Here is a 20,342-nt window from a genome sequence, read left to right as displayed (position 1 = left end):
CCGGGTTGCTCCTATCGCGGGCAAGCCCGGCTCCCACAAGGGTATGTGCTGTCTGCGCTATAGCGTCTTGCCAATCTTGCTTTGCTGTTCTGAAGTCAGTCGTGCAGTTCACATCGCTGCATGCGGTAGCAGGGCTTGCCCGCGATGCAGACGCTGTGGTGTTTCGGGTGAATCGGGGTGCTCTTATCGCGGGCAAGCCCGGCTCCCACAGGGTTATGTGCTGTCTGCGCGATAGCGTGTTGTCAGTCTTGCTTTGCTGTTCTGAAGTCAGTCGTGCAGTTCACATCGCTGCATGTGGGAGCAGGGCTTGCCCGCGATGCAGACGCTGTGTTTTTTCAGGTGAATCGGGTTGCTCTTATCGCGGGCAAGCCCGGCTCCCACAAGGGTATGTGCTGTCTGCGCTATAGCGTCTTGCCAATCTTGCTTTGCTGTTCTGAAGTCAGTCGTGCAGTTCACATCGCTGTATGTGGGAGCAGGGCTTGCCCGCGATGCAGACGCTGTGGTGTTTCAGGTGAACCGGGTTGCTCTTATCGCGGGCAAGCCCGGCTCCCACAGGTTCTAGACAATACTGGAAGTGGTGTCGTGGGACCGGCTTTAGCCGGGAAGAGGCCGTCAGGGTCAGTAAGGATAGGTCTTCAGAAATAACGCTTTCCCGGCTAAAGCCGGTCCCACGTTGTCATTCACCCTGCGCTTCAATCTCCACCAGCACCGCACCCTCGGCGACCATCTCTCCTTCGCTGCAATGCACGCCAGTCAAGGTTCCAGCCTTGTCAGCACGGATGCTGTGTTCCATTTTCATTGCTTCCAGTACCACCAGAAGCGTTCCGGCTTCGACGTTCTGGCCGACTTCAACCAGAATCCGCACGATGCTGCCATTCATAGGGGCGGTGAGTCCGCCTTGAGGGGCCTGGCTGGCGTCTGCTGCGGTAATCGGGTCAAAGCGTCTGACTGCGTGCAGGTCACCGGCCCATTTCAGGTGCAGGGTGTCATCGCGACGCAGCGCCAGGTGCTGCTGACGCAGACCGTTTTGCTCAATCAGCAACTGGTCGCCAATCAATTGAAACGAGCCGGCGCTGTCGTCGCACAGTTTGATGACTTGCTCCTGACCATCGCAGGTCAGATGCAAAACCACTTCGCTGGGCATACCAGAGCGCATTCCGTTCATCGAAGACCAGGGCGACCGGGGATCATCCCGACGCACGCGAGGAGGCTCGCTCTGGCTGAATGCCGCAGCGGCCGCCTGCCAGAACTCTTCCGACAATGTCGTAGTCGGCGGTAACAGTTGCGTCTGATGACGCGGAATGAAATCGGTATCCAGCTCGGCTGCCGCAAACGCTGGATGGGCGATGATCCGCCGCAGAAACGGCAGGTTGGTTTTGACTCCACCTACAACGAACTCATCGAGCATCGCCAGTAGCCGCAAACGCGCCTGCTCACGGTCTTCCCCCCAGGCAATCAGCTTGCCGAGCATGGGGTCGTAAAACGGTGAGATGCTGTCGCCCTGCGCCACGCCACTGTCGACTCTACGCCCCGGACCGGGCGAGCTTTCGCGATAAAGCCCCAGCGTGCCGGTGGCGGGCAGAAATTCATTGTCTGGATCTTCGGCGTACAACCGCACTTCAATGGCATGGCCAGTCAACGGTACTTGCTCCTGAGTCAGCGGCAGCACCTGACCTTGTGCGACTCGCAATTGCCATTCCACCAGGTCCAGACCGGTGATGGCTTCGGTCACAGGATGTTCAACCTGCAGGCGGGTGTTCATCTCCATGAAGAAAAACTCGCCCCGGGCATCCAGCAGAAACTCCACAGTCCCCGCGCCGACATAACCAATGCTCTGCGCCGCTTTAACCGCGGCTTCGCCCATGGCTTTGCGTAATTGCGGACTCAGGCCCGGCGCGGGTGCTTCTTCGACGACTTTTTGATGACGACGCTGGATCGAGCAGTCGCGTTCATTGAGATACAGGCAATGACCGTGCTGATCAGCGAATACCTGAATCTCCACATGGCGAGGCTTGAGCAGGTATTTCTCGACCAGCATGCGTGAGTCGCCAAACGATGACGCGGCTTCTCGCTGTGCCGAAGCCAGTGCATCGGCCAGGTCTTCGACGCGCTCGACAATCTTCATACCTTTGCCGCCACCGCCTGCAGTGGCCTTCAGCAGTACCGGGTAACCAATCCGCTCGGCTGCGTCGCGAAAGGTTGCCAGATCTTGAGCCTCGCTGTGGTAGCCAGGCACCAAAGGCACGCCAGCCTGTTCCATCAACGATTTGGCCGCGGACTTGCTGCCCATGGCATCAATGGCCGAGGCGGGCGGGCCGAGGAAAATCAGGCCAGCGCTCTCAACTGCCCGGGCAAGTTCGGCATTTTCTGAAAGAAAGCCATAACCCGGATGGATAGCCTGAGCGCCGCTGGCCAGGGCTGCGGCGATCAGTCTGGAAATCTGCAGGTAGCTGTCGGCGGCTTTGCTGCCACCCAGATTGACCTTGATGTCTGCTTCGCGGGTATGACGCGCGTTTTTGTCTGTTTCGCTGTGAACGGCGACCGTGGTCAGCCCCAGGTTTTTCGCGGTGCGCATGATGCGGCAGGCAATTTCTCCACGGTTGGCGATCAAGACGGTGGTCAGGGTCGGGGCGCTCATGGGCGTGGCTCCTTGGGCTGCTCGGTCTGCCAGGCGGGTGGGCGCTTGTCCAGAAAAGCGCGCAGACCTTCCTGGCCTTCCGGGCTGGTGCGAATTCGGGCGATGGCATTTTCGCAATAGCGACGCAGGGCCGGTGTCAGTGCTCCGTTGCCCACTTCGCGCAGCAAATCCTTGCTGGCACGCATGGCCTGAGGGCTGTTCAGTAGCAGATTGCCGATCCAGGCGTGTATCTGTTGCTCCAGCTCCTGCGGCGGATAACACTCGGCAATCAGGTCGATTTCCCGGGCGCGCACACCGTCAAATCGCTCGGCTGTCAGCGCGTAGCGGCGGGCTGTGCGCTCGCCGATGGCTTGAACCACAAACGGGCTGATCACTGCGGGTGCCAGGCCGATGCGCACCTCGGACAGACAAAACTGCGCGTTTGTGGCGCCTATTGCCATGTCACAGCAACTGATCAGACCCAGTGCGCCGCCGAACGCAGCGCCTTGTACCACTGCCAATGTCGGAATCTTCAGTTTGGCGAGGTTGTACATCAGCTCGGCCAGTTCGCGGGCATCATCAAGATTGGTGTTGTAGTCCAGATCGGCTGCTTGCTGCATCCAGGCCAGGTCCGCCCCTGCACTGAAGTGCTTGCCGCGGCCGCGTATCAGCAGGAAGCGCAAACCGGCATCAGCCTGAACCGCATCCAGCGCAAGGATCAGCTCGCGGATCATTTGTGCATTGAATGCGTTGTTTTTCTCGGGCCGGTTCAGCCAGAGCGTGGCGTAGCCCTGTGGGTCACGCAGCAGTTCTACGGTTTGAAAGTCAGTCATGAGCGTTTCCTGATCACATGCGGAACAGACCGAAGGTCGTCGGCTCGATAGGCGCATTCAGAGAGGCGGAGAGGGCGAGGCCGAGAATGTCCCGGGTTTGTGCTGGATCGATCACGCCGTCGTCCCATAGCCGGGCGCTGGAGTAATACGGATGCCCCTGGTGTTCGTATTGGTCGAGGATTGGCTGTTTGATGGCTGCTTCCTCGCGGGCACTGAACGGCTCGCCACTGCGCTCGGCCTGTTCCCGTTTGACCTGGACCAGCACGCCCGCCGCCTGCTCGCCACCCATTACGCCGATCCGCGCATTGGGCCACATCCACAGGAAGCGAGGATCGTAGGCGCGACCGCACATACCGTAATTGCCGGCACCAAAGCTGCCGCCAATGATCACGGTGAATTTCGGCACTTTGGCGCAGGCCACTGCTGTTACCAGTTTGGCTCCGTGTTTGGCGATGCCGCCTGCCTCGTATTTCTGTCCGACCATGAAGCCAGTGATGTTCTGCAGAAACAGCAGCGGAATTCCGCGTTGGCAGGCCAGCTCGATAAAATGCGCGCCTTTCTGCGCCGCTTCGGCGAACAGAATCCCGTTATTGGCGAGGATCGCCACGGGATAGCCGTGCAGCCTCGCGAAGCCGCACACCAGTGTGGTGCCGAACAGTGCCTTGAACTCGTCGAACAGCGAGCCATCCACTAGCCGGGCGATCACTTCGCGAACATCAAAAGGCTGTTTGGCGTCGGCGGGAATCACGCCGTACAGTTCGTCAGCCGCATACAGCGGGGCAATGGGGGCTTCGCTATTCAACGTGCCGAGTTTGCGCCAGTTCAGATTGGCAATACTGCGGCGTGCCAGCTCCAGAGCATGTTCGTCATTGTCGGCGTAGTGGTCGGCAACCCCTGAGGTCCGGCAATGCACATCTGCACCTCCCAGATCTTCAGCGCTGACCACTTCGCCTGTCGCTGCCTTGACCAGAGGGGGCCCGGCGAGAAAGATGGTTGCCTGTTGACGAACCATGATCGCTTCGTCTGCCATGGCGGGTACATAAGCGCCACCTGCGGTGCAGGAGCCCATCACAACGGCGATCTGCGGGATGCCTTGCGCACTCATGTTGGCCTGATTGAAGAAAATCCGTCCGAAGTGCTCGCGATCCGGAAACACTTCATCCTGACGCGGCAGATTGGCACCGCCGGAATCCACCAGGTAAATGCACGGCAGGCGGTTCTGCTGGGCAATGGTCTGTGCCCGCAGATGCTTTTTGACCGTGAGCGGGTAATACGAACCGCCTTTGACTGTGGCGTCGTTGGCGATAATCATGCATTCCACGCCTTCGACGCGGCCAATCCCGGCAATCACTCCGGCGGCAGGCACGTCTTCCTCATACACTTTCAAAGCAGCCAGCTGACCGATTTCAAGAAACGGCGAACCGCTGTCGAGCAGGCGATTGATGCGGTCCCGTGGCAGTAATTTGCCCCGAGAGGTGTGGCGCTCCTGGGCTTTCGGCCCTCCGCCTTGCTGAATGTTGGCAAGCAGGCTGCGCAGGGCGTTGACCTGCTCCAGCAAGGTAGCGCTGTTGGTGGCGAATTCGGCGGAGCGCGTGTTGATGCGGGTCTGTAGGGTGGTCATGGCTACTCCGGTTTTTTTTGCGCGCTATAAAAGATTCCGCGGTGCGTCTGCCACTTTCGTCTCCTGCATCGCGGGCAAGCACCGCTCCCACATTTAATCTCATTCCACTTCAAGCGGTTCTAAGGGGCGATATCTGCGAGAGCGCTTATCAATTCGAACTGAAATGCGATCCCTTGTGGGAGCGGTGCTTGCCCGCGATACATGAGCCGCGGTGGCAAGAAGCAACACTTTGTTGTTTATCGCGCGCCAGCAATTATCGGGACTCATTAAACAATTCCCGCCCAATCAACATCCGCCGGATTTCACTGGTTCCTGCGCCGATTTCGTAAAGCTTGGCGTCGCGCAGCAGCCGTCCGGCCGGGAACTCGTTGATGTAGCCGTTACCGCCCAGAATCTGGATCGTTTCCAGGGCCATCTGCGTTGCCCGCTCGGCGCTGTAGAGGATGACCCCGGCAGCGTCCTTGCGCGTGGTTTCGCCACGTTCGCAGGCTTGAGCCACGGCATACAGGTAAGCGCGGCTGGCGTTGAGCTGGGTGTACATGTCGGCGATCTTGCCTTGAATCAACTGAAATTCGCCGATGCTCTGGCCGAACTGTTTACGGTCATGGATGTAGGGTACGACCACGTCCATGCAGGCCTGCATGATCCCGGTTGGGCCACCGGACAGCACGACCCGTTCGTAGTCCAGCCCGCTCATTAAAACTTTTACGCCACCATTCAGCACGCCCAGCAGGTTCTCCTCCGGAACTTCCACGTCGTCAAAGAACAGTTCGCAGGTGTTCGAACCGCGCATACCCAGCTTGTCGAATTTGTTGCCTCGGGAAAAACCTTTCCAGTCCCGCTCGACGATAAACGCGCTGATGCCATGGGCAGCTTTCTCGAGGTCGGTCTTGGCGTAGATCACATAGGTATTGGCATCCGGACCGTTGGTGATCCAGGTCTTGCTGCCATTAAGGACAAAGCGGTCGCTGCGTTTTTCGGCCCGCAGCTTCATCGAAACCACGTCAGAACCGGCGTTGGGTTCGCTCATGGCCAGCGCCCCGACATGTTCACCGCTGATGAGGGAGGGCAGGTACTTCTCCTTCTGCGCGGCAGTGCCGTTGCGATTGATCTGATTCACGCACAGATTCGAATGCGCGCCGTAAGACAGCGCAACAGAAGCAGAACCGCGACTGATTTCCTCCATGACCACGACATGGGCGAGATAACTGAGTCCAGCGCCGCCGTACTCTTCAGCAACCGTAATCCCCAGCAGACCCATGTCGCCAAACTTGCGCCACAAGTCAGCGGGAAAGAGATTGTCTTTATCAATCTGCGCAGCACGTGGGGCGATTTCCGCAGCGACAAACGATTGCACCTGGTCGCGCAAGATATCAATGGTTTCGCCCAGAGCGAAGTTCAGGCTGGGGTAACTCATGGTTAGCGTTCCTTGTTATTTTTGGAAGAGTCGCTATGACCTTTACGTTAACGTAAGTCTGGAGATGGAGGTGTGTCAATGAGCAGTTGTAAAGTCGCGCGTCGGTACAGGCATGAGTCGACCGTAAACTTTCTGCCAATTTTTGGCCCAGGTTGTGCACTAATTTAAAAGCCGCGACTCTGATACCTGTAAGCAGTTGTTACCGGAGTTCGTGGCAGAGCATGAGGCTCGCTCCAGACCGGTTAATACCGCTGGATGGATTCTTTCGGACCTGTATAGGTTGGATCGCACGATGGTACGTATCTGTGCACTATTGCTGGTGTGCCTGACCCAGAGCCTGATTTCGGTGCAGGCGTTGGCCGACGACGACTGGAGTGTCGGCTACCACCGCCTCAGCTTCCCGGATCCACTGGACTCCCAGCCAATGGAGGCCATCGCCTTTTATCCCTCTACGGCCGCAGAGCAGTCCAGCACTATTCAAGGCTATATCGTTGATGCAACGCTAGAAGCGCCGATTGCCCTCGGACGTTTCCCGCTGGTACTGCTTTCCCATGGCAATACCGGTACTCCGCTCGCGCTGCATGACCTGGCGACTTCGTTGGCGAGACAAGGTTTTGTCGTGGTCGCGGTTATTCATCCCGGTGATAACAATGTTGACCACAGCCGACTAGGCAGCGTCAGCAACCTGTATGGCCGACCGCTGCAAATTTCCGAAGCTATCAGCACTGCGTTACTTGACCCGACGCTGGCACCCTATATCCGCGCCGACCAAGTGGGCGTGATTGGATATTCGGCTGGTGGCGAAACTGCCTTGATCCTGGCCGGTGCAGAACCTGATCTTCAACGCCTCAAAACCTATTGCACCAAGCGCCCGGATGATCAGGATGCCTGCAAGACCGGAGGAGAATTGCTGCTGGATCGTGATGATCTGCATGCACAAGCTGATCCCAGGGTTGGCGCACTGATGTTGATGGCTCCGCTGACGCTGATGTTTGGCCGTCATACCCTGGCGGATGTGCATGTCCCGGTATTGCTGTACAGCGGTGACGGGGATGAACTGCTGGCCGTGGACCAGAATGCCGAAGCGCTGGCGCGCAAGTTGCCGCAGACGCCGGATTACAAGTTATTGGCGGGGGCAGGGCATTTCGTGTTCATGGCTCCCTGCAGCGATGAGCTGAGGGCCACTTCACCGGTCATGTGTAACGACCGTGAAGGTGTCGACCGGGAAGATATTCATCGCAACCTGAATGCTGAAGCCGTGCGTTTTTTCGAGAATGCCCTGGGCATGCCTGAGTTGGGCAGTGGCGGAATGCAAACTGCCCATCATGAGCAACCCTGATGATCAGCCGGCTGTAGCCGTCAGCGAGCGCAGGAAGTCGGCAAATCCACCCACTGCCCGTGCTTCCAGCCGGGTGCTGGTGGTAACGCGAGGACGGCAACTCCAGGCGATACGTGCGCCATTCAATTCCAGTTGTCGAATCAACTGGACGTCTTCATGGCAAGCCAGCGGCGGAAAGCCGCCTGCCAGGCGATAAGCCGCCGCGCTGATGCCCATGTTGGCCCCGTGGATGTGGCGATGACCGTCACGATGCTGATAGTGCTGTTGATAGCGAATCTGCGCTTCAACCGGAATCCCGTCTTGCCAGACCCCGGGCGTTACTGTTCCGCAGACTGCATCGGCATCAAGCGCCAGTTGTTCCACCAGCCAGTCCTCGGCCACGGTGCTGTCGCCATCGGTGCAGGCAATCCAGCGGGCACCCTGTTCCAGTAGCCTTGCAGCGCCCGCAGCCCGCGCCTGACCCACGTTACGTACGTTGACCTCAAGAGCACTCACGCCATACAGCCGCGCTATGCTCGCCGAAGCGTCGGTGCAACTGTCCAGCACCACGAGAATGACAACCTGCTCGGCGGCCAGTGCGGGATGTTTGCCCGCCTTCAACAGGGTTTCAAGGCAATGGCCGAGCAGCAGTTCTTCGTTGTGAACCGGTATGAGCACGCCAATCATCGTAGTTTCTCCCTTTCTGCGACTGATCTTTCATCACGGCTCCAGACGTCGAGGAAAAAATCCGCTTCGTCATGGCTGAAAATCCGTGGCATGTTCAAACGTGCCGCGAGGATTGCGTGAACCTTTTCAGCATCCAGCGGGCAGCCTTCAATCTGCGGTCGCCAGTGGCAGGCGAGTATTTGCCCTTCATCTGTCAGGGATGCCAGTGCACGATCAATCCAGCGATTCAGGTCCTGCTCGTCCAGGTAATAACCCAATTCGCTGAACACAATCAGATCAAACCGGGCGTCTGGCCATTGCTCAGGCAGACGTCCGTGCATGACCTCAACGTGTGTGAACGTTGCCAGCCGCTGACGTGCCAGTTCAACCGCCGAACGGCTGGTATCGCACACCAGTAATCGATCGCAGCGGGTGGCCAGGTCCGCGCTGAGTTCACCATTGGCGCAGCCAGGCTCAAATACTGATGCGTAACGCTCACGGGGCAGGGCCGCCAGAGTCAACGCACGCTTGCGGCGTTCGTACCAGCGTTTCTTGAAAGCCCATGGGTCGTCACTTTCCTGAAAAAGTTGTTCGAAGTAGCTGTCATCGACACTCACAGAAAGACCACCTCAAATGGCTGCATCAAGCGCTCCAGCACATCCGCGGCCAATACCGGCGACAGACCGATCTGGGGATCGCCTTCCAGTTGACTGGCAAATGCATGAGCCGCATGGCGTTTGCGCGCGATGACGGCCGGCTCCAGAAGGATTTTGCGCGCCCGTTCCCACGGCAAGCGCTCATCTTCCGGCGACGCCCAGTGCCAGGCCCAGATCGGCACCTCGTGCAAACGTGCGCCAATGGCATGGGCAGCCCGTGCGCTGGCGCGGCCGACCGCTTCATGATCGCTGTGCCCGTCATGAGCCCATGTGGTAAACACCACGTCCGTCGGCTCGAGGTAGCGCTCGATAAAGGCGGTCAGTTGATCTTCCTGTTGCCCCACGGTGGTGTCAGCAAAGCCACCCCTTATCCATTGCAGGCTGTGCATGGGCAGGTCGAGACGACGCAAGGCTTCGGCGCTTTCCTGCGGTCGAATCACACTCAGCCGTTCGGCTGGCCAGGTGGAGGAGCCTGGATGGCTGGCGCTGCCGTCTGTGACTGAAATAAGTTTCAGCGGCCGACCCAACTGGGCCAGTTGGTGCATCAGGCCGCCGCAGCCGAGCACTTCATCATCAGGGTGAGGGGCGATGATCACTGCGCGTGAGTGCGGCGGAACCAGTTCTTCGGCGCTGATTGACGACAGCTGCGCCAGTTTTTTCGATCCGTTCCAGGCCAGCAGCGAAGTGCCGCTGCCGACGATGGGATTATTGTCAGTCATAGTTGCCACATCCGTGATGGCGTGATCACAGCCTGCCGGGCTGTCAGATCACCAAGAGCTGCCAGATCACGCTCTGCATGGCTCTGGCGCAGGAAAACCGGTAGGTCAGCGATCAGTCGAGCGAAATGCGCATCCTTGCAGTAAGGGCCTGCGCCCAAGGCATGGCCAACATGCAGAATCACCTGCTCGACATTGTGTTCAATCACCGCTCGGCTGCGACGCGCCAAAACCTGTGCGTCGGCGAGAGGTGTTTGATTGATACGGTAGGCCGCGTGTTGCAGGGCAGCCCACGAACTGTGCATAGCCACATCCACCGCGCCCAAGTGGGCCATGGTGTGCAGCTCTAGTGTTTTGGAGCCTTGTTGCAACAGACGCTGGGCCAGAGATACAGATGCTCCGTACCAGCAAGCGGCGATACCGATGCCGCCTTGCCAGAAACCGGGTCTGGCCAGATAGTCACCGGGTTTGCCGATGGCCACCCCATGAGCGCGGTCGAATACCACCTCAACACTGCCAGTGGCGCCCATGCCTACGGCACGCCAGCCTTCTTGAGTAATACTGACGCCGGGTTGCCTGAGATCGACGGCAACCAGTTGCTGCTGATCATCTTCGTCCCAGGCAGTCATCAATGCGTGGCTGAGTACCGCAGCGCCCGAACACCAGGCTTTACGACCGTTGACTTGCAGGTTATCGCCTTTGCGTTGCACGCTAACCCGCGCATGGGGAGGCTCGGCCGCCCACATGCCCCAACTGGTCCCGGTTTCCGGGGCGTTGACGCCCACCTCATGCATGATGGCCAACGCATCGGTATGGCCTTCATACAATTTGCACAACCCCAGATCATGCCCGGCAACGCAGGCCAGTCCCTGCCAGCGCTCAAGGATCTGGCCGCTGGCAGGAAAGGGAAGCTGATCCAGCCCTTCGTCAATCAGCGCCTGCAAGCATTCGCCCAGCGCACGCGTATCGGCATAGCCGTGCTTGCGCCAGTCGAGGAACTCACTGAGCGCCTGACTCATGCTTTTTCATCGTGTTGCAGTTCGAACAGCAGCAGAGAGCGAGCAGTAACGGTGTAGTGATCACCAAAACCAAATTGCTCACTGGCTTTCATGTCCGGCTGATTAGTATCAATCAGGCAGGTCCAGTGTTCGCCTTCAGGCACCTGCGGCAGGGTGAAGTTGACCCCGTCATGATGCGAGTTGACCACCAGCAGCAAGGTTGCGTCAGCGCCAGGTCGACGGATACCGGTCTCTTGCGCGCGGCCATCCATCAGCATGCCCAGGCAGCGGGCATGTGCGTCTTCCCATTGCTCGATGCCCATTTCGTTGCCGTCTGGAGACAGCCAGGTGACATCCTTGACGCCGATTTCTTCGTTGTAATCACCCACCAGGAAGCGACTACGACGCAGGATCGGGTAAGTCAGACGAAGCTTGATCAGGCGCTTGACGAACTTGAGCAGCGACTTGCCGTCTTCATCAAGATCCCAGTTGACCCAGCCAATCTCACTGTCCTGACAGTAGGCGTTGTTATTACCATGCTGGGTGCGGGCGAACTCGTCACCGGCGACCACCATTGGCGTACCCTGAGCCAGCAGCAAGGTGGCGAAGAAGTTCCGCATCTGACGCAAGCGCAACGCGTTGATTTCCGGATCTTCAGTCGGACCTTCGACGCCGTGGTTCCAGGACAGGTTGTTGTTGCTGCCGTCCTGATTGTTTTCGTCGTTGGCTTCGTTGTGCTTGTCGTTATAAGAGACAAGGTCGTGCAAGGTGAAGCCATCGTGCGCGGTGATGAAGTTCACCGAAGCCTGAGGCCTGCGCCCGCGCTGATTGAACATGTTGCCCGACGCGGTCATGCGCCCGGCGAAGTCTGCCAGTTGGCCTTCATCGCCTTTCCAGAATGCGCGTACGGTGTCGCGGAATTTGTCGTTCCACTCCATCCAGCCAGGTGGGAAACCACCGACCTGATAGCCGCCGGGACCACAGTCCCAAGGCTCGGCGATCAGTTTGACCTGACGCAGCACCGGGTCCTGGCGGCAAGCCACGAGGAAGCTGTGACGCTCGTCAAAGCCATCGTGGTAGCGGCCGAGGATGGTTGCCAGGTCGAAGCGGAAGCCGTCGACATGCATTTCCGAAGCCCAGTAGCGCAGGGAGTCGGTAACCATCTGCAGCACGCAAGGGTGGCTCAGGTCCAGGGTGTTGCCGGTGCCGGAATCGTTGATGTAGAAACGTTTGTCGTCAGGCATCAAGCGATAGTACGAGGCGTTGTCGATGCCGCGCATGGACAGGGTCGGGCCGAGCTCGTTGCCTTCGGCAGTGTGGTTGTAAACCACATCGAGGATCACTTCCAGTCCGGCATGGTGCATGTGTGCAACCATTTCCTTGAACTCGGCAATTTTGCCATGAGCGAGGTAGCGCGGATCAGGGGCAAAGAACGCAATACTGTTGTAGCCCCAGTAGTTGGTCATGCCTTTCTGCAACAGATGCTGATCGTTGACGAACGCGTGAATCGGCAACAATTCGACAGAGGTCACGCCCAGCTTGCGAATGTGATCGATCACGTCCGCAACCATCAGCCCTGAGAACGTACCTTTGAGTTCATCTGGCACCGAAGGGTGACGCATGGTGAAACCGCGGGTGTGGGTTTCATACAGGATGGTCTTGTCCCACGGCACGCTGATCTGCTGATCGCGGCCCCAGGTGTACGCCGGGTCGATCACTTTGCTTTTCGGCACGAAGGGCGCGCTGTCGCGCTCGTCAAAGCTGAGGTCACCGTCCGGGTGGCCAATGGTGTAACCAAACAGTGCTTCGGACCATTTCAATTCGCCAACCAGTTGTTTGGCGTACGGGTCAATCAGCAGTTTGTTGTGGTTGAAGCGATGACCATTTTTCGGGTCATAAGGGCCGTACACACGGTAGCCGTAGATCAGCCCCGGGTGGGCGTCAGGCAGATAACCGTGATAAATCTCGTCGGTGTATTCCGGCAACTCGATGCGTTCGAGTTCAACTTCGCCCGTGGAATCAAACAGGCAAAGCTCAACCTTGGTAGCGTTGGCCGAGAAGATCGCGAAGTTTACGCCGAGACCGTCCCAGCTGGCGCCGAGCGGGAAGGGAAGGCCTTCACGAATACGCGAAACGCTGGCTTCGACTTGATCGGCCTTGGCGGATGCACCTTGTGGACTGTCTTTCTTTGGGGTTTTGGACTGCGTGTTCATTGTGCGTTCCTGACGGCTGGTGTTTTTCGGGGCGGCCGAAACCGCAGTCGAAGCGAGAGCGCTTCAACAAAAAGTCGAAGTAAAAAATGCTGGGTTACCGCAGGTCACGATGGGTAAGAAAGTGATCCCTGCGGTAAGGAGTTGGTGCTGCGCTTTGGAGGAATCAAGGCGCTGATGGTTTGCCCGGTTTTTTTGCTGCTGGCTTGGCTGCGGGTTTCTTGGCGGCAGGCTTTGCAGGCTGTTCGGCCTGAGTCGCCGTTGGAGCCGGTTTGCTTTTCACGGCAGCCGGTTTGCTTGCAGGCTTGGCAGCCGGCTTAGCGGCCGGTGCCGCAGCTGGCTTGCTGGCCGGCTTCGGGGCAGCCTTCGGCGCAGACTTGGCAGTAGCTGTCTTGGCTTTATCAGCTGCCGGTTTAGCGTCAATCTTCGGCAGCTTGGGCTTGGTTGCCTTGCGGGCGGTGGATTTATCCGGAGCCAGCGCTTCAGCTTCAGCCAGCTTGCGAGCCATTTCCCAATGGCGTGCGTCCTGGCCGGAAGGTTTCCCTTCCGACTCCCATATCTGATACGCAAACTCGCGAATTCGCTTTTCGTCGGCACTCATCTCGACACTCCCAGGTTTTACTTAGTCTGAATAAACAGGTTTACAGAAAATTCCTCGAGTGCTGCGCTGAGCAGCAACTCCTTGTCTGTTGTGACTACGGCGTCTGAAAAAAGTCCCTTCCAACTTCGATTTGCATCCGCGAACGGTAAAACAATCCGTGTATCCCCCCAATTTTCTGCATTGATGAATGGAGTTTGGGCCGTACCCAATAGTTCATTGCACAGGCGTGGCACAACAACGATAGCCTGTTCTTCGTCAAGAACCCGAGCAAATGCCATCACCTTGTCAGCATGCGCACCCAGAACCTCCAGCGGCACATACTCGCCCCGACTGAACAGCGCTGAATGTTCAGCCCGCTTGTTCAGCACCTGATGGATAAGCGCTAGCTTGATCCTGCCGTTCTGCCAGGACCCCAGCAGATCACTGACAGTGGACGTTTGACTCAGCGCGTCCTGCCGATCTGCGTAATCGACAGGGCGACGGTTGTCCGGATCGACCAGGCTGAAGTCCCAGTACTCTGTGCCCTGATACAAATCAGGAACGCCAGGTGCAGTCATACGAAGCAAGGTTTGCGCCAGACTGTTCAATGCACCGTTGGTGGCGATACGGTTGGCGGTAGCGCCCAGGGACTGACGCAACGCGAGCCCTTGAGGGCTGAGCAGAATGTTCTGCAGGAACTCCCGGCATGCGCGCTCGTACGGTTCGTTGGCTGCGCTCCAGCTGCTCTGCAGCTTGGCTTCACGCAAGGCTTTTTCCTGCCACTTGATGAGGCGCTCTGCGTAGCTTTCGAATTCATCCTCCTGCATGTCCAGCGGCCAACTGCCCAGCATCGCCTGATACAGCATCAGCTCATCGCCAGGGCTGATCGGGTTCTCTTCACCTTTCAGTGGCACCGCCAATTGGCGCCAGCGCTCCACTTGCTCGCTGTACCAACCGGCGCATTCGCTGAGCACGGCAAGACGAGTGCGAGTGTCTTCGCCGCGCTTGTGGTCGTGGGTCGCAGTCGTCAGCAGGTTGTCCGGGAAGGCCTTGATGCGCGCGAGGCAGGCATCGTGAAAGTCCTGAACCGGTGCACTGAAATGCTGCGGATGGAACCCTACGTCGTTGCGCGACAGCAACACTGCGCTGCGATAGAACGAGGTGTCTTCCACCGACTTGGCGGCCACTGGCGAGGTGAGCTGCTGGAAACGCACGCAGGCATTTTTGTTCAGCTTGCGTTGCTTGCCTCGTGGCAACTTGCGCCAGGACTCTCCACCCAGCCAGCGCTGCAGATAATCCAGCACTTGCCAGTCAGCTTCGCTCAGCATGTTGCGTGCGCCTTGCATGGCTTGCTGGAAGTAACGGTCATCTTCCGCCGAGCGTCCGCACACACTGATGTAGGTGCGATAGATCGGGAAGTTCACCACCAGTGCCAGCAACGCCCGGCGAATCGCACCCAGGGTCAGGTCACGGCTCATCAGGTCGCTGCGCGCAACCTGCAGCAATGACTGCGCAACGTTTTCGAAGTCACCGGCCAGGGTGCCGTGCAGCACAAGGTCACGCGCTTCGAGCACTTCCTGATCAAAGTCAGCGGTGCGTTCACTGATGCGGCTCCAAAGCTCAGCCAGAGACTCCTGGCCTTTTGGATCATGCTGCAACAGCGATACCTGATTCATGAACTCATAACCGGTGGTGCCGTCGACACCCCAGTCTTCACGCAGCGATTCATCAGGGCCGAGGATCTTCTCGACGAAGATCGGCAAATGCGCCAGTTCGGTGCCCGCAGGACGCGCAGCGAGCAGGGTGTTGACCCGGCGGCGCAATTTCCGGCAGTAACCGCGTGGGTCTGCGAGACCGTCAATATGGTCGATGCGCAGACCGTCGACCAGGCCTTCGCTGATCAACTCAAAGATCTTGCCGTGGGTGGCTTCGAACACATTGGAACGCTCGACTCGCAAGCCGCCCAATTCGTTGATGTCGAAGAAGCGCCGCCAGTTGATGTCGTCCCCCGCAGTGCGCCAGCTGGCCAGACGGTAATGCTGCGCCTCCAGCAAACGGTGCAGCCGATCAAAGCCTTCTGGTGTGGTCGAGTCGTAGCGCTGCATGGCCAGCTCAATGGCTTTGATAACGGCGTTGTCTTTGACCAGTTCGACCAGCTCGGCGCGAGCTTGTCTGGCCCGTTCCCATGCCTGCGGGAACTGATCGAGCGCGGCAAAGCGCTTGCTCAGTTCATCCAGAAGCGGGTTTTCACCGGATTCAAGCAGCGGCCCGTAAGTGCCAGGGTTGATCGGGAAATGGTGCTGGTAATGCTCAATGTAGAACACGCCATGTTCCGGGTCGAAACGCAACGGAATCTCACCGGCCTGAAGCACAGTGCCGTAGTCGGTGCTGAGGAACGGCAGCAGCAGCTGACCTTTAAGCAACGGATCCGGCGAGTGCCACTGAATGTCGAAGAAGTCCGCGTAGGGGCTGTTGCGTCCCCATTCGAGCAGATCAAGCCACCACGGATTGTCGTTGCCGCCCACTGCCATGTGGTTGGACACGATGTCCAGAATCAGGCCCATGCCATGTTCGCGCAAGGCGCTGACCAGACGACGCAGCGCCGGTTCGCCACCGAGCTCCGGGTTGATGACCCTTGGATCGACCACATCATAGCCATGCATCGAGCCAGCCCGCGCCTTGAGGAGCGGCGAGGCGTAGATATGGCTGATGCCCAGGTTGGCGAAGTAGGGCACCAGCGCTACGGCGTCATCCAGAGTGAAGTCTTTGTGAAATTGCAGGCGCTGCGTGGCACGCAGGGTTTCCAGACGCGGGCTCATTGATCGCGCTCCGCAGCTTGCAGGCGTGCCTGACACAGTAGTTCAACGCGTCGTGCCACGGATTCGAGGTCCATCAACGTTGCGCTGTCGCCGGGGATACGGCGGCGCCAGTTGGGGTGTTGAGGTGTGTCGCCAGGCAGGTTGAATTGCTCGGTCAGGCCCATGGCGTCTTCCATTGGCAATAGCACCAGAGGCGCGCGGGTGTGGCCGATATAGCGGATGCTGGCGTCGATCATTTGTTCTGCATCCGGAAGTCCGTCGCTGAAGTTAGTGGAGTTCTGGCTCAAGACCTTACGCAGACCTTCGCGTTCGCGATGGCGGTCTGCACTCCAGTCTTGCGCTTGCTGCTCGTTGACCATGCCCAGACGCAGGTTCCAGGCGATATCGTTTTCCGCCAGCCAACCCGCCAGCGTCGGCAGGTCGTGAGTGCTGGTGGTTGCAAGAGCCTGATCGGACCAATCCAGAATGGGCTTGAAGTTAGCGTTGTTTTGTTCAAACAGCAGCACCCGCATGCCCAGAATGGCCCGGGCAGCCAGCTTTTCGTGCAGGCCGGGCGGAACAGTGCCGAGGTCTTCACCCAGCACAATTGCCTTGTGCCGCCAGGATTCAAGGCTCAGCAGCCGAAGCATGTCGTCCAGCGGATAGTTAAGGTAGGCACCCTCGCTGGCCGGTGAACCCAGTGGCACGACCCACAGACGTTGCAAGCCCATGATGTGGTCGATACGCAGGCCGCCCGCATGAGCGAAGTTTGCTCGCAGCATTTCGATGAAGGCACGGAAGCCGTTACGCTTCAGACCTTCAGGAGAGAAGGCGGAAATTCCCCAGCTTTGTCCGGCGCGGTTGAGAATGTCCGGCGGAGCACCCACGCTGAGAGCCGAGAGCAATTCATCCTGTCGACTCCAGGCCTGACTACCAGCGCCATCTGCACCCACAGCGAGGTCGGCAATCAGCCCGACGCTCATGCCGCTGCTACGGGCAGCGACATGTGCGCGTTCCAGACCACGGGCCATCAGCCATTGGGTAAAAGCATAGAAACCGATTTGCTCGCTGTGATTGGCGGCAAAGCGAGCGATGGCCTCGCTGCGTGGATTCTTGAACTCATCTGGCCATTCATGCCAGTTGTCGCTCATGCCCAGACGCGGGCACTCGTCGCGAATGGCTTCAAAGCGGCAGTGGTTTTCCAGTGCTTCGCCAGCGCTGCGGCGGAAGCTGTTGAAGTCCTCGTGCAGCGGGTGGTCACTGCCGCTGAAGGCGTCATACAGCTTGTGCAGGACTTTCAGTTTGGCGCCGGCAGCGGCGGGCCAATCAATCAGTGGCAGCTCTTCAAGGCGCTTCAGCTCATCACTCAGACCGGATTCTGCTATGGCCATGCGCAACGCACGTTCCCCTAGAATGGCGCCGGGCGAGCAATACAGGCTGTTGAGAAACAGGCGACTGGAGGGCGAGTACGGGCTGTAGCGATGAGGATCATTGGCGAACATCGCGTGTACAGGGCTGATCGCCAAAGCGTGAGCGCCGCGTTCTCCGGCGGCGCGTGCGAGACTTTCCAGCGCTTGTGTATCGCCAAAGCCGCCGTCGCCTTCGCGGCGCAGGCCGTACAGTTGAACCGTCAGCCCCCACGCTCGCGGAACGCGGCTGTCGGTCGCCATGGCCATGCTGAAGCAAGTCTGCGGTGCAACGGCAATCGTCAGGTGTTGACCGGCAATGTTCAGCTGCTGATAACCCACTGGAGCCAAAGCAGGCAGGCTCCCATCGGCGGTCAGGTTGGCGTCGATGGTCGCGCCGTCTTCCAGGTGCAGGACGAAAGGTGTGCCCGGTTCAAACCAGGCACTCAGATCCAGATTGCTGCCATGGTCCACGGTCAGCAAAGGAGGAGGGGTCGGTTGGTGATGGGCAACTTTCAAACGTTGCAGGCTGGCGTCGATCTGCAGATTGTCATCAGCCGGAAAACCCAGGCAGCCCAGCACCTTGCTCAACACTTCAGGGCTGACCCTTTGCGCCCGTCCATTTGCATCAATCCAGTCCACGGACAAGCCTGCTTCTGCCGCCAGGCTCTCTAATTGCTCATTGCTCATCCTGTTCCTCCAGAACATCGGTTGCTATCAGGCTGACAATGGCCGTGTATGGATTGAGGATGCCTCGCCGGGAAAGTTCTGCCGCGTTTGGCAGGGTTTCGAAAACAACGCTGCCGCCTTTCCACTGAGGCGCGGTGACTGCATGTTCAGTCAGGTTGATATCGATGCGCAGCACAGCGCCGTCGCCCATTCTCCAGCGCGCCGTCACTGCACCTTCACTCAGCACTTCAGCACCCAAGGCATGACTGCCCGGCAAGCGAGGTACGATTTGCTGATGACGCAGCGCCAAAAGCTGCCGATAGAGCTCAAGCCAGTTGCGGTGGTCGCTGCCTTTGTCGGTTTCCAGATACACCGCGTCAAAAGCCGGTCTGGAGGCTTCGAAGGTTGCCGGGTCATTAGGGTCGGGAATGTGTTCGCGTTTCTCTTCGTCAGCAAAGGCTGCGAAGTCGGCAAACTCACTGCGTCGGCCTTCACGGACTGCATCCGCCAGTTCGCCGTGATGATCGGTGAAGAACAGGAACGGCTCACTCGCCGCCCATTCATCGCCCATGAACATCAATGGGATCATCGGAGAAAGCAGCCACAAGGCTGTGGCGGCACGCAACGCGGGTGCTTGGCAGATTTGCGGCAGGCGCTCGCCAAAGGCCCGGTTGCCGATCTGATCGTGGTTCTGCAGGAACAGGACAAACGCGCTAGGCGGCAGATGCCCGCTGGATTCGCCACGTGTGTGGCCGTGACGAGTTGGCTCGCCCTGATAGACAAAGCCCTGGCTGAGTAAGCGCGCCAGCTTTTGGGTGGCCTCGTGGGCGAAATCGGTGTAGTACGCGTCGGTTTCGCCAGTCAGTATTACGTGCAGCGTATTATGACCGTCATCGTTCCATTGCGCGTCGTAGCCCTGTTCCAGCAGGCTGGCCTGGTTGAACTCGTTTTCCAGGTTGAGCCAGACATGCCGCGGCGCGTCGATCTGCTCACGAACCCTCTGCGCGAATTCCGGCAAAAAGGTGTCGTCGTTGATCGCATGCACGGCGTCCATCCGCAACCCATCGAACCGGTATTCAAGTAGCCACATCAGCGCGTTATCGATGAAGAAGTCGCGCACTTCCCGACGCCGGAAATCAATGGAATCGCCCCACGGCGTCTTCACGTCGTTGCGGAAGAATCCTTTGGCGTAGCGGCCCAGATAATTGCCGTCCGGGCCGAAGTGGTTGTAGACCACGTCAAGGATCACCATCAAACCATGGCCGTGGGCCGTATCGATCAGGTGCTTGAGTTGCTCCGGCGTCCCGTACGAGGACTGTGGCGCGTAAGGCAATACACCGTCGTAGCCCCAGTTACGTTCGCCGGGGAATTGCGCGATGGGCATAAGCTCAATGGCTGTTACCCCAAGCCCGGCCAGACGCTCCAGATGAGCCTCGACCCCGGCATAGCCACCCAGTGATCCGACGTGCAGCTCGTAAATGACCGCTTCGTACCAGGGACGACCCAGCCAGCCAGTGTTCTGCCATTCATAGGCGAGGGGATCGACCACTACGCTATGGGAATGGACATCAGAGGATTGGGCGCGGGAGGCAGGATCAGGGACTTCAAGTTCCCCGTCGATGTTGTACCGGTAGCGAGTGCCCGCCGGACAGCGGGCCTCGAGTACAAACCATCCTTCGTTTTGCGGGAGCATGGCCAGAGACTGGCCACCCTCGAGTTCTAGACTGACGTAATAGGCGTCGGGTGCCCAGAGGGCGAACCGCGTGTGGCCAGAATCCAGTAAAACGGCGCCGTGGCGCCAGTTCTCGTCCGTACGCAGAGGCATCCGTTGACCCCT

General features: G+C 58.8%; 14 protein-coding genes. 1 reads left to right on the top strand and 13 read right to left on the bottom strand.

The features are described 5' to 3' along the window. Positions 1–676: 676 nt before the first annotated feature. The 4 genes from CKW31_RS17945 to CKW31_RS17930 form a co-directional block, all read right to left on the bottom strand. Positions 677–2,638: an acetyl/propionyl/methylcrotonyl-CoA carboxylase subunit alpha gene (locus CKW31_RS17945; protein WP_095097922.1), complete on the bottom strand. Its 1,962-nt coding sequence runs from the start codon at positions 2,636–2,638 to the stop codon at positions 677–679. Continuing rightward, complete coding sequence (locus CKW31_RS17940; protein WP_095097919.1) at positions 2,635–3,450, bottom strand: gamma-carboxygeranoyl-CoA hydratase; 816 nt, start codon at positions 3,448–3,450, stop codon at positions 2,635–2,637. The genes CKW31_RS17945 and CKW31_RS17940 overlap by 4 nt, the downstream gene beginning before the upstream one ends. Before the next feature lie 13 nt (positions 3,451–3,463). Beyond that, the gene (locus tag CKW31_RS17935) at positions 3,464–5,071 is read right to left on the bottom strand and encodes a carboxyl transferase domain-containing protein (protein WP_095097916.1); all 1,608 of its coding nucleotides are present in this window, start codon (positions 5,069–5,071) and stop codon (positions 3,464–3,466) included. A gap of 253 nt (positions 5,072–5,324) precedes the next feature. Beyond that, positions 5,325–6,488: an isovaleryl-CoA dehydrogenase gene (locus CKW31_RS17930; protein WP_095097913.1), complete on the bottom strand. Its 1,164-nt coding sequence runs from the start codon at positions 6,486–6,488 to the stop codon at positions 5,325–5,327. Positions 6,489–6,780: 292 nt separating this feature from the next. Here CKW31_RS17930 and CKW31_RS17925 point away from each other — a divergent pair, with 292 nt between their 5' ends. Next, positions 6,781–7,827, top strand: coding sequence for a dienelactone hydrolase (locus tag CKW31_RS17925; RefSeq protein WP_095097910.1), 1,047 nt, complete (start codon positions 6,781–6,783; stop codon positions 7,825–7,827). Between the two features lie 3 nt (positions 7,828–7,830). Here the strand turns inward: CKW31_RS17925 and CKW31_RS17920 are convergent, their stop codons facing one another. The 9 genes from CKW31_RS17920 to treZ form a co-directional block, all read right to left on the bottom strand. Beyond that, positions 7,831–8,493 carry a glycosyltransferase family 2 protein gene (locus CKW31_RS17920; RefSeq protein ID WP_095097907.1) on the bottom strand — a complete coding sequence of 221 codons (663 nt, stop codon included), beginning with the start codon at positions 8,491–8,493 and terminating at the stop codon, positions 7,831–7,833. Next, a complete protein-coding gene (locus CKW31_RS17915; RefSeq protein WP_095097904.1) occupies positions 8,490–9,089 on the bottom strand; it encodes an SAM-dependent methyltransferase in 600 nt (199 codons plus the stop codon). Before CKW31_RS17915 ends, CKW31_RS17920 begins: the two co-directional genes overlap by 4 nt. Further along, a complete protein-coding gene (locus tag CKW31_RS17910; RefSeq protein WP_095097901.1) occupies positions 9,086–9,847 on the bottom strand; it encodes a PIG-L deacetylase family protein in 762 nt (253 codons plus the stop codon). Before CKW31_RS17910 ends, CKW31_RS17915 begins: the two co-directional genes overlap by 4 nt. Continuing rightward, positions 9,844–10,863, bottom strand: coding sequence for an acyl-CoA dehydrogenase family protein (locus tag CKW31_RS17905; protein ID WP_095097898.1), 1,020 nt, complete (start codon positions 10,861–10,863; stop codon positions 9,844–9,846). The genes CKW31_RS17910 and CKW31_RS17905 overlap by 4 nt, the downstream gene beginning before the upstream one ends. After that, positions 10,860–13,055 carry a glycogen debranching protein GlgX gene (glgX, locus tag CKW31_RS17900; protein ID WP_095097895.1) on the bottom strand — a complete coding sequence of 732 codons (2,196 nt, stop codon included), beginning with the start codon at positions 13,053–13,055 and terminating at the stop codon, positions 10,860–10,862. Before glgX ends, CKW31_RS17905 begins: the two co-directional genes overlap by 4 nt. 163 nt (positions 13,056–13,218) lie before the next feature. Continuing rightward, complete coding sequence (locus tag CKW31_RS17895; protein ID WP_095097892.1) at positions 13,219–13,653, bottom strand: DUF2934 domain-containing protein; 435 nt, start codon at positions 13,651–13,653, stop codon at positions 13,219–13,221. Positions 13,654–13,670: 17 nt separating this feature from the next. Continuing rightward, positions 13,671–16,451 carry a malto-oligosyltrehalose synthase gene (locus CKW31_RS17890; RefSeq protein WP_095097889.1) on the bottom strand — a complete coding sequence of 927 codons (2,781 nt, stop codon included), beginning with the start codon at positions 16,449–16,451 and terminating at the stop codon, positions 13,671–13,673. After that, the gene (gene malQ, locus CKW31_RS17885) at positions 16,448–18,526 is read right to left on the bottom strand and encodes a 4-alpha-glucanotransferase (protein WP_095097886.1); all 2,079 of its coding nucleotides are present in this window, start codon (positions 18,524–18,526) and stop codon (positions 16,448–16,450) included. The genes CKW31_RS17890 and malQ overlap by 4 nt, the downstream gene beginning before the upstream one ends. Beyond that, the gene (gene treZ / locus CKW31_RS17880; protein WP_095097883.1) at positions 18,516–20,330 is read right to left on the bottom strand and encodes a malto-oligosyltrehalose trehalohydrolase; all 1,815 of its coding nucleotides are present in this window, start codon (positions 20,328–20,330) and stop codon (positions 18,516–18,518) included. Before treZ ends, malQ begins: the two co-directional genes overlap by 11 nt. Positions 20,331–20,342: the final 12 nt, after the last annotated feature.

Origin of the sequence: Pseudomonas sp. Irchel 3A5, from assembly GCF_900187575.1 — a bacterium.
GTDB classification, from domain to species: domain Bacteria; phylum Pseudomonadota; class Gammaproteobacteria; order Pseudomonadales; family Pseudomonadaceae; genus Aquipseudomonas; species Aquipseudomonas folii.
This window is presented reverse-complemented; position numbering and strand designations above follow the sequence as displayed.

What these genes read in the sequence shown, in the direction of transcription:
- CKW31_RS17945 (WP_095097922.1), bottom strand. Translation starts at nt 2,638, where the DNA reads ATGAGCGCCCCGACCCTGACCACCGTCTTGATCGCCAACCGTGGAGAA.
- CKW31_RS17940 (WP_095097919.1), bottom strand. Translation starts at nt 3,450, where the DNA reads ATGACTGACTTTCAAACCGTAGAACTGCTGCGTGACCCACAGGGCTAC.
- CKW31_RS17935 (WP_095097916.1), bottom strand. Translation starts at nt 5,071, where the DNA reads ATGACCACCCTACAGACCCGCATCAACACGCGCTCCGCCGAATTCGCC.
- CKW31_RS17930 (WP_095097913.1), bottom strand. Translation starts at nt 6,488, where the DNA reads ATGAGTTACCCCAGCCTGAACTTCGCTCTGGGCGAAACCATTGATATC.
- CKW31_RS17925 (WP_095097910.1), top strand. Translation starts at nt 6,781, where the DNA reads ATGGTACGTATCTGTGCACTATTGCTGGTGTGCCTGACCCAGAGCCTG.
- CKW31_RS17920 (WP_095097907.1), bottom strand. Translation starts at nt 8,493, where the DNA reads ATGATTGGCGTGCTCATACCGGTTCACAACGAAGAACTGCTGCTCGGC.
- CKW31_RS17910 (WP_095097901.1), bottom strand. Translation starts at nt 9,847, where the DNA reads ATGACTGACAATAATCCCATCGTCGGCAGCGGCACTTCGCTGCTGGCC.
- CKW31_RS17905 (WP_095097898.1), bottom strand. Translation starts at nt 10,863, where the DNA reads ATGAGTCAGGCGCTCAGTGAGTTCCTCGACTGGCGCAAGCACGGCTAT.
- glgX (WP_095097895.1), bottom strand. Translation starts at nt 13,055, where the DNA reads ATGAACACGCAGTCCAAAACCCCAAAGAAAGACAGTCCACAAGGTGCA.
- CKW31_RS17895 (WP_095097892.1), bottom strand. Translation starts at nt 13,653, where the DNA reads ATGAGTGCCGACGAAAAGCGAATTCGCGAGTTTGCGTATCAGATATGG.
- CKW31_RS17890 (WP_095097889.1), bottom strand. Translation starts at nt 16,451, where the DNA reads ATGAGCCCGCGTCTGGAAACCCTGCGTGCCACGCAGCGCCTGCAATTT.
- malQ (WP_095097886.1), bottom strand. Translation starts at nt 18,526, where the DNA reads ATGAGCAATGAGCAATTAGAGAGCCTGGCGGCAGAAGCAGGCTTGTCC.
- treZ (WP_095097883.1), bottom strand. Translation starts at nt 20,330, where the DNA reads ATGCCTCTGCGTACGGACGAGAACTGGCGCCACGGCGCCGTTTTACTG.